We start from the raw sequence: 7,637 nt of genomic DNA, 5'->3' as shown, positions 1-7,637 counted from the left end.
GCCCCTACCGGCCGATCGAGACCGTTCTCGCGGCTCAGCCGCGCAGGACCGCGCCGACGGCCTCGCCCGCGGCGGCGACGGCGGCGTCGCGGGCCGCGCTGGCCTCGTCCTCGGTGAGGGTGCGGTCGGTGGCGCGGAAGCGCAGGGCGTAGGTCAGCGACTTGCGGCCCTCGCCCGCCTGCTCGCCCTCGTACACATCGAACAGGGCGAGGTCCTCGAGCAGCTCGCCCGCGCCGTCGCGCAGGGCGGTTTCGACGGCCGCGGCGGGGACGGTCTTCTCGACGCTGACCGAGACGTCCTGCAGGACGGCGGGGAAGGCCGAGACGACCGGGGCGGGCCTGGCCTCGACCAGCGGCAGGGCGTCGAGGTCGAGTTCCACCGCGCAGGTGCGCGCGGGCAGGCCTGCGCGCTCGAGCACCGCCGGATGCAGCTCGCCCGCGTGGCCGACGACGGCGCCGTCGACGACCAGTTCGGCGCAGCGGCCGGGATGCCAGGGCAGGTAGGCGGCGGCGCGGCGCTCGATCGTCACGCCCGCGGCGTCGGCGACCGCGTCGACCAGGGCGAAGGCGTCGGCGGCCTCGACCTGCCTGCCCGGACCCCACGGACCGCGCGGCTCCTGACGGCCGGTGAGCACGGCGCCGACCCGCACGGGCTGGTCGGGCAGCGAGGCCAGCAGGCCCGCGATCTGCTCGTCGGTCGGGCGGCGGTCCACCGGCAGCGGTTCCACCGGCTTGGTCTCGCCGGTGGCCAGAGTGACCTGGCCGATGGCGTAGAGGGTCAGGTCGCGGGCGCCGCGGGAGATGTTGCGCTGGGCGATCTCCAGCAGGCCGGGCAGCAGAGTGGTGGACAGCTCGGCGCGCTCCACATCCAACGGGTTGAGCACCCGGGTGGTGTCGCGGCGCGGGTCGTCTTCGTCCAGGCCCCACACGTCGAACACACCGGCCGCCTGGAAGACGGGGGCGGGCACCTCCACGCCACCGGCGAAGGCCAGCGCACGGCTCACGGCGCGGCGACGACGCTGCTGCGGGGTCAGACCGCGGCCGGCGGGGGCGGTCGGCACGATCGACGGGATCTGCTCGAGGCCCTCCAGGCGCAGCACCTCCTCCACCAGGTCGGCGGGCTGGGCCAGGTCGGGCCGCCAGCTCGGCGGGGTGACCACGAGCTGGCCGTGGCCGGTCTCCTCGTCGACGGAGACCTCGACATGGCAGCCGATCTGAGCCAGCCGCCGCGCCGCGGTGCCGCGCGGGTAGGTGACGCCCGCGACACGGTCGGGCAGGTCGATGTCCATGGGGATCGGCTCGACGGCCGGGGTGGGCACCCGCACGTCCGAGAGCACGGGTTCCACGGTGCCGCCGGTGATCTCGGCGAGCAGGGTGGCGGCCCGGTCCAGCGCCGCGACGTTCAGCTCGGGGTCGACGATGCGCTCGTAGCGCTTGCCCGCCTCGGAGACCAGCTTGTGCCTGCGCGCGGTGCGGTAGATGAGCAGCGAGTTCCAGGTCGCCGCTTCCAGCAGCACGTCGGTGGTGCCCGCGCCCACCTCCGTGCTGGCGCCGCCCATCACGCCCGCCAGCGAGATCACGCCGGAGTCGTCGGCGATCACCACGTCCTCGTCGTCGAGGGTGCGTTCCACATCGTCGAGGGTGCGCAGGGTCTCGCCCTTGTTCGCGGTGCGGATCACCAGGCCACCGGACAGCCGGGCGGCGTCGAAGGCGTGCAGCGGCTGGCCGAGCTCGAGCATGACGTAGTTGGTCACGTCGACGGCCGGGGAGATCGGACGCACGCCCGACAGCAGCAGCCTGCGCTGCAACCACCAGGTGCTGACTGCCTTCGGGTCGATCCCGGTGACGCGGCGGGCGGCGAAACGGGTGCAGCGCGAGTCCGGCTCGATCTTGATCGGCCAGGCCTGGGCCTCGTCCGAGGGCAGCGAACGCACCGCCGGGTCGAGGTACTCGAGGTCGGAGCCGCAGGCGATCTCCCGGGCCAGGCCGCGCACCGAGAAGCAGTAGCCGCGGTCGGGGGTGATGTTCAGCTCGATGACGGTGTCGTCGAGGCCGAGCAGCTCGTTGGCATCGGCGCCCGGCTCGGCGGCGCCGGGCTCGAGCACGAGGATGCCGGAATGGTCCTTGCCGATGCCGAGCTCGGCGACCGAGCAGATCATGCCGTGCGACATGTGGCCGTAGGTCTTGCGCGAGCTGATCGCGAAGCCGCCGGGCAGCACGCCGCCGGGCAGCACCACCACGACCAGGTCGCCGACCGCGAAATTGCGCGCGCCGCAGACGATCTCCTGCGGTTCGGGATTGCCGACGTCGACCTTGCAGAAGCGGATCGGCTTCTTGAACTCGGTCAGCTCGGTGATCTCGAGGACACGGCCGACCACCAGCGGATGCTCGATGTCGCCGGTCACCCTGGCGAGCTTGTCGACCTCTTCGACCTCCAGCCCGACGCGGACGAAGGCGGCGTCGAGTTCCTCGGGCGTGACCGACCAGCCGGGGGCGCCGCGCTCGATGATCTCGGTCAGCCAGGACTGCGCTACTCGCACGTGACTTTTCGCTCTCTCGATCGAAGGGGAGGTCAGGACTGGATGCCGAAGGGCAGGGTGAACCGCACGTCGCCCTCGACGATGTCGCGCATGTCGGGGATGCCGTTGCGGAACTGCAGGGTCCGCTCCAGACCCATGCCGAACGCGAAACCGCTGTACTCTTCGGGGTCGATGCCGCTGGCGATGAGCACCTTCGGGTTCACCATGCCGCAGCCGCCCCACTCGACCCAGCCCGCGCCGCCCTTCTTGTCCGGGAACCACACGTCGACCTCGGCCGAGGGCTCGGTGAAGGGGAAGTAGTTGGGCCGCATGCGGGTGCGGGTGTCGGGGCCGAACAGGGCGCGGGCGAAGGCGTCCAGCGTGCCGCGCAGGTGCGCCATGGTCAGGCCCTTGTCGATGGCCAGACCCTCCACCTGGGAGAACACCGGGGTGTGGGTGGCGTCCAGCTCGTCGGTGCGGAAGGTGCGGCCGGGGCAGACCACGTAGATCGGCAGCTCGCGCTCGAGCATGGAACGCACCTGCACCGGCGAGGTGTGGGTGCGCAACACCTGGCGCGACCCCTCCGGCGCGATGTGGAAGGTGTCCTGCATGGTGCGCGCAGGGTGGTCGGGCAGGAAGTTCAGCGCGTCGAAGTTGAAGTGCTCGGTCTCGACCTCGGGGCCCTCGGCGACCTCCCAGCCCATCGCGACGAAGACATCGGCGATGCGCTCGGAGATGACGGTGATGGGGTGGCGGGCGCCGACCGGACGGCGACGCGCGGGCAGGGTGACGTCGATGGTCTCGGCAACCAGCACGGCGGCGTCGCGCTCGGCGAGCAGCACCTCGCGGCGCGCCTCGTAGGCCTGCTGGACCCGGCCGCGAGCCACGTTGACCCGCTTGCCCGCGTCTTTCTTCTCCTCCTTGGGCAGCGCGCCGAGCGCGCGCTGGGCCAGCGCCAACGGAGCCTTGCCGCCCAGATGGTCGGTCTTGGCGACCGCGAGCGCGTCCAGATCGGCAGCCGCGGCGAAAGCCTTCTCGGCTTCGGCGGCGGCCGCGGCCAGCGCCTCTTCGCTGAGATCCACGGCCGATCCCGCGGCATTACGCTCGTCGGTCCTGCGCTCGACTCCGGTGCTGTCGTCGGCCACGATGGTTCGTCTCTCCCGTTGGGGTCGGTGCGGGCCGGGTCGGCACCCGGTCCCGATTGCTGCTGGTACGAAATCCTATGGGATCGTTTTCCGGCGATTCACCCGGATTACCGGCGCACCGGATCCGAGCCGCGGGCGCGATGGCGCACGCGCGCGCTCGCGTACAGGCAGATCGCCGCGGCGGCGGCCAGGTTCAGGCTCTCGGCGCGGCCGTGGATGGGGATGCGCACCCGATGGTCGGCCAGCGCCGCCACGGCCGGATCGAGGCCGTGCGCCTCGTTGCCGAACAGCCAGGCCACCGGGCCAGCCAGGATGTCGTCGGCCTCGTCCAGGTCGACCTCGCCGTCGGCGGCGCTGGCCAGCAGGGTGAGGCCTGCTTCGCGCACCGCGGTGAGCGTCGGCTCGATCTCGCGGCCGCGCGCGATCGGCACGTGGAACAAGCTGCCCGCGCTGGCCCGCACGCACTTGCCGTTGTGCGGGTCGACGGTGGACCCGGCCAGGACCACGCCGTCGGCGCCGACCGCGTCGGCGACCCGGATCAGGGTGCCCGCGTTGCCCGGCTCGGCGATCTCCACCGGGACGGCCAGCAGGCGCGGATCGCCGCCGAGCACCTCGGCGAGCGGCACGTCGATCTGCTCGCACACCGCGACCAGTCCGGGGGCGGTGACCGTTTCGCCGAGGTGTTCGGCGGCGCGGTCGTCGACCAGGGTGGCGCGCACGCCCCGGGCGGCCACCGAGGCGACCAGTTCGTGCTCGCGCTCGGCCGCGGCGGCCGAATAGAACACTTCTCTGACGCGGCCGGTGGCCAGCGCGGCGGTCACCGCGTTGGCGCCTTCGGCGAGGAACAGCCCGGTCTTGCGGCGGTGCGCGGCGCGGTGCAGCTTGGCGGCCGCGACGATGCGCGGATTGTGCCTGCTCACCGCTTCCTGGGCGATCCGGTTCCCGTCCGTCACCGCGGCCACACCCGCTCTCGCGACGAGCGAGCCACCGCCCGGGAGCCGCAGGCCATGCCCGCGCCACACCCGACGCCCGTGCCGTGGACGACGCCCGTGCTGTGGACGACGCCCGTGCTGTGGACGACGCCCGTGCTGTGGACGACGCGGAACGACCCGCGAGCCCCGCTCCTCGAAGCGGGTCCGCGGGTCGTTCCGAAAGAAGATCCCGTGGTCAACGAGGTCGGCTCAGGCGGCCGGGGCGTTGACGTCCTGCGGGAGCGCGGCCTTCGCCACGGCCACCAGGCCGGCGAACGCCTCGGCGTCGGAGACGGCCAGCTCGGCCAGGATCTTGCGATCGACCTCCACACCGGCGGCCTTCAGGCCCTGGATGAAGCGGTTGTAGGTGATGTCGTTCAGACGCGCCGCGGCGTTGATGCGCGCGATCCACAGCTTGCGGAAGTCGCCCTTGCGCGCCCGGCGGTCCCGGTAGGCGTAGGTGAGCGAGTGCAGCTGCTGTTCCTTGGCCTTGCGGTACAGCCGCGAGCGCTGGCCGCGGTAGCCCTTGGAGGCCTCGAGGATGGAACGGCGCTTCTTCTGAGCGTTGACGGCCCTTTTGACGCGTGCCACAGGTCAGTCCTTGATCTGAATAGGGGGCGCGGTGCGCCCGGATGTGGTCGGGAGGATGGCGATGAGCCGGTGGGGCTGGTTACCGGCCCAGCAGCTTCTTCACGCGACGGACATCGGCAGCCGCGACGACCTCGGTGCCGTCCAGACGACGAGTCCGGCGGGAGGGCTTGTGCTCGAGCAGATGGCGACGGTTCGCCTGCTGACGCAGCAGCTTGCCTTTACCGGACACCTTGAATCGCTTCGAGGCGCCGCTGTGGCTCTTCATCTTCGGCATGGAATCCTCATATCTGTCGTCCGCAGGTCACCGGGAGACCTGCGGCATCTGAACGTATTACTGCGAACCGGCGGGCTTGGCGCCCTGGTCCGCAGCCGGAGCGGAGGGAGCCGCACCCTGCTGAGGCCGGGCGGCCTGCTGCGCCTTGGCGCGGGTCTTCGCACCCTTGTGGGGAGCGAGCACCATCGTCATGTTGCGGCCGTCCTGCTTGGCCGAGGTCTCGACGAAACCCAGGTCGGCGACGTCGCCTGCGAGCCGCTGGAGCAGCCGGTAACCCAGCTCGGGCCGGGACTGCTCGCGACCCCGGAACATGATCGTCACCTTGACCTTGGACCCGGCTTCCAAGAAGCGCATGACATGGCCCTTCTTGGTCTCGTAGTCGTGGTCGTCGATCTTCGGACGGAGCTTCTGCTCCTTGATGACGGTCTGCTGCTGGTTCTTCCGGGACTCGCGCGCCTTCTGCGCGGTCTCGTACTTGAACTTGCCGTAGTCCATGATCTTGCAGACCGGCGGACGGGCATCCGGGGCGACCTCGACGAGATCGAGATCGGCTTCCATTGCGACGCGTAGTGCATCTTCAACACGCACGATCCCAACCTGCTCGCCGCCAGGTCCGATGAGCCGGACCTCGGGAACTCGGATGCGATCGTTGATGCGGGTCTCAGTGCTGATGGGGCCTCCTAGGTCAAGCGGTGTCGTCACGACGACCGCAAGCAATGCAACCCCTTGTCCAACACAAAAGCCCCGGTGCGATATTTCACCGCCACGGGGCCCGCGTCGACCGATCACCGACACGGCACAGCGCATCGGCTCCCGCGCGACGAACACGCGAGAAATCCACCCGAAGGCGGATGACCGGACCGTTTCACCAGGGATCGTCCTCTACGGCGTCGCCGGCAACGGTGGGAGTCGGGCTCCACTTGTCGGCCCCGGCTCAGCCGGGGCGGTCGTCGGGAGAAAGTCTAGCAGGGTCACGACCCGGAACCGAATCGCCTCCGGCGGCCACCGGCTAAAACCCGTTGCGAGCGGCGGGCGCGCCCGGCGAAGCTGTCCGGCATGCCGATCCCCGCACGAGGCCTGCTGAACTGGCAGTTCGAGCTCACCTGGGCGCCGGCCGAGGTGCACCTGAACGCGTTGACCGAAGACGACTTCCTGTGGCGCCCCGCGCCGGTGGTGTGGACGGTACACCGCGGCGAGGACGGCCGGTGGCGGCCGGACTGGGCCGAGATCGAACCCGACCCGATGCCCGCACCCACCGTCGCCTGGCTCAGCTGGCACATCGACTGGTGGTGGGGCACCGCGCTGGCGCATCTGGAGGGCCGCGAGCCGACGCCACGCGAGCAGGTCTGCTGGCCGGGCACGGGCGCGGCGGCGCTGCAGCGGCTGCGCGCGCTGCGGACGGCGTGGGCGGCGGCGCTGGACGCGAGCGACGACGCCACGCTCGAGGCGCCGTCGGCCTATCCCTGGCCCGCCGAGGCCGGGCTCACCGTGGCGCATCTGGCCGACTGGGTGAACGCGGAGCTGCTGAAGAACGTCGCCGAGATCGGCCAGCTCCGAATCGTGCGGGCGGCCTCGCTAGCCTGTCAGTCATGACTGACGAGCTCGACGACTCCCCGCGCGAACCCGGCGATGTGCGCGAACTGGCCGAGATCCCCGCGGTCGAGGTGATCAGCCGGGCGGCCGTGATGCTGATGAGTTCGGCCGCGGAGAAGCTCGGGCTGAGCGACGACGACCCGGAGAACAGCCCCCGCAAGGACCTGGACGAGGCGCGCCGGGTGATCACGGCGCTGGCGGGTCTGGTGACCGCCTCGGTAGAGTACCTCGGCCCGCACGCGGGGCCGATGCGCGAGGGGTTGCAGGCGCTACAGCGCGCGTTCCGCGAGTCCTCGGCGCACCCGGACGCGCCGGGTAAGGGCCCGGGCGAGAAGTACACCGGTCCCGTCTACTGAGGCCTGCTCGCGGCGCGCCCCGGAACGCGCCGCCGGACGACGGAGGCGGGGGGGGGGGGGGGGGGGGGGGGGGGGGGGGGGGGGGGGGGGGGGCGGGGGGGGGGGGGGGGGGGGGGGGGGGGGGGGCCCGGGGGGGGCGCCGCCCCGCCGGGGGGGGGGGGGGGTGCCCGGGGGGGGGGGGGGCGGGGC

9 protein-coding genes are annotated in these 7,637 nt (G+C 71.9%); 2 read left to right on the top strand and 7 right to left on the bottom strand.

All coding sequences use genetic code 11. From position 1 onward, the window contains the following. Window positions 1-34: 34 nt before the first annotated feature. The 6 genes from pheT to infC form a co-directional block, all read right to left on the bottom strand. Window positions 35-2,539: a phenylalanine--tRNA ligase subunit beta gene (gene pheT / locus QH283_RS21420; RefSeq protein ID WP_280504762.1), complete on the bottom strand. Its 2,505-nt coding sequence runs from the start codon at window positions 2,537-2,539 to the stop codon at window positions 35-37. 32 nt (window positions 2,540-2,571) lie between these two features. Then, window positions 2,572-3,600: a phenylalanine--tRNA ligase subunit alpha gene (pheS, locus tag QH283_RS21415; protein ID WP_280504763.1), complete on the bottom strand. Its 1,029-nt coding sequence runs from the start codon at window positions 3,598-3,600 to the stop codon at window positions 2,572-2,574. A 170-nt stretch (window positions 3,601-3,770) separates the two neighbouring features. Then, entirely contained in the window at window positions 3,771-4,616 is an 846-nt protein-coding gene (locus QH283_RS21410; protein WP_280504761.1) for a TrmH family RNA methyltransferase, read from the bottom strand. Between the two features lie 228 nt (window positions 4,617-4,844). Further along, complete coding sequence (gene rplT, locus QH283_RS21405; protein ID WP_014983432.1) at window positions 4,845-5,225, bottom strand: 50S ribosomal protein L20; 381 nt, start codon at window positions 5,223-5,225, stop codon at window positions 4,845-4,847. 79 nt (window positions 5,226-5,304) lie between these two features. After that, window positions 5,305-5,499, bottom strand: a complete 195-nt coding sequence (gene rpmI, locus QH283_RS21400) for a 50S ribosomal protein L35 (RefSeq protein ID WP_011208446.1) — start codon at window positions 5,497-5,499, stop codon at window positions 5,305-5,307. A 57-nt stretch (window positions 5,500-5,556) separates the two neighbouring features. Beyond that, window positions 5,557-6,216 (bottom strand): translation initiation factor IF-3, encoded by a 660-nt coding sequence (gene infC / locus QH283_RS21395; RefSeq protein WP_280504760.1) that lies wholly within the window; start codon window positions 6,214-6,216, stop codon window positions 5,557-5,559. Between the two features lie 339 nt (window positions 6,217-6,555). Between infC and QH283_RS21390 the strand changes: the two genes are divergently transcribed. Further along, a complete protein-coding gene (locus QH283_RS21390) occupies window positions 6,556-7,092 on the top strand; it encodes a DinB family protein (protein ID WP_280504759.1) in 537 nt (178 codons plus the stop codon). Next, complete coding sequence (locus QH283_RS21385; RefSeq protein ID WP_280504758.1) at window positions 7,089-7,448, top strand: DUF1844 domain-containing protein; 360 nt, start codon at window positions 7,089-7,091, stop codon at window positions 7,446-7,448. Before QH283_RS21390 ends, QH283_RS21385 begins: the two co-directional genes overlap by 4 nt. Here the strand turns inward: QH283_RS21385 and QH283_RS21380 are convergent. Further along, window positions 7,442-7,637, bottom strand: a 196-nt coding sequence (locus tag QH283_RS21380) for a hypothetical protein (protein WP_280504757.1), incomplete at its 5' end; no start/stop codon positions are given. The two genes, QH283_RS21385 and QH283_RS21380, sit on opposite strands and share 7 nt — an antisense overlap.

This window comes from Nocardia farcinica (assembly GCF_029867845.1).
Classification (GTDB): domain Bacteria; phylum Actinomycetota; class Actinomycetes; order Mycobacteriales; family Mycobacteriaceae; genus Nocardia; species Nocardia farcinica_A.
Note: the sequence above shows the minus strand (reverse complement) of the source record. Positions and strands in the feature narration are given on the sequence as shown.

What these genes read in the sequence shown, in the direction of transcription:
- rpmI (WP_011208446.1), bottom strand. Translation starts at nt 5,499, where the DNA reads ATGCCGAAGATGAAGAGCCACAGCGGCGCCTCGAAGCGATTCAAGGTG.
- QH283_RS21385 (WP_280504758.1), top strand. Translation starts at nt 7,089, where the DNA reads ATGACTGACGAGCTCGACGACTCCCCGCGCGAACCCGGCGATGTGCGC.
- QH283_RS21390 (WP_280504759.1), top strand. Translation starts at nt 6,556, where the DNA reads ATGCCGATCCCCGCACGAGGCCTGCTGAACTGGCAGTTCGAGCTCACC.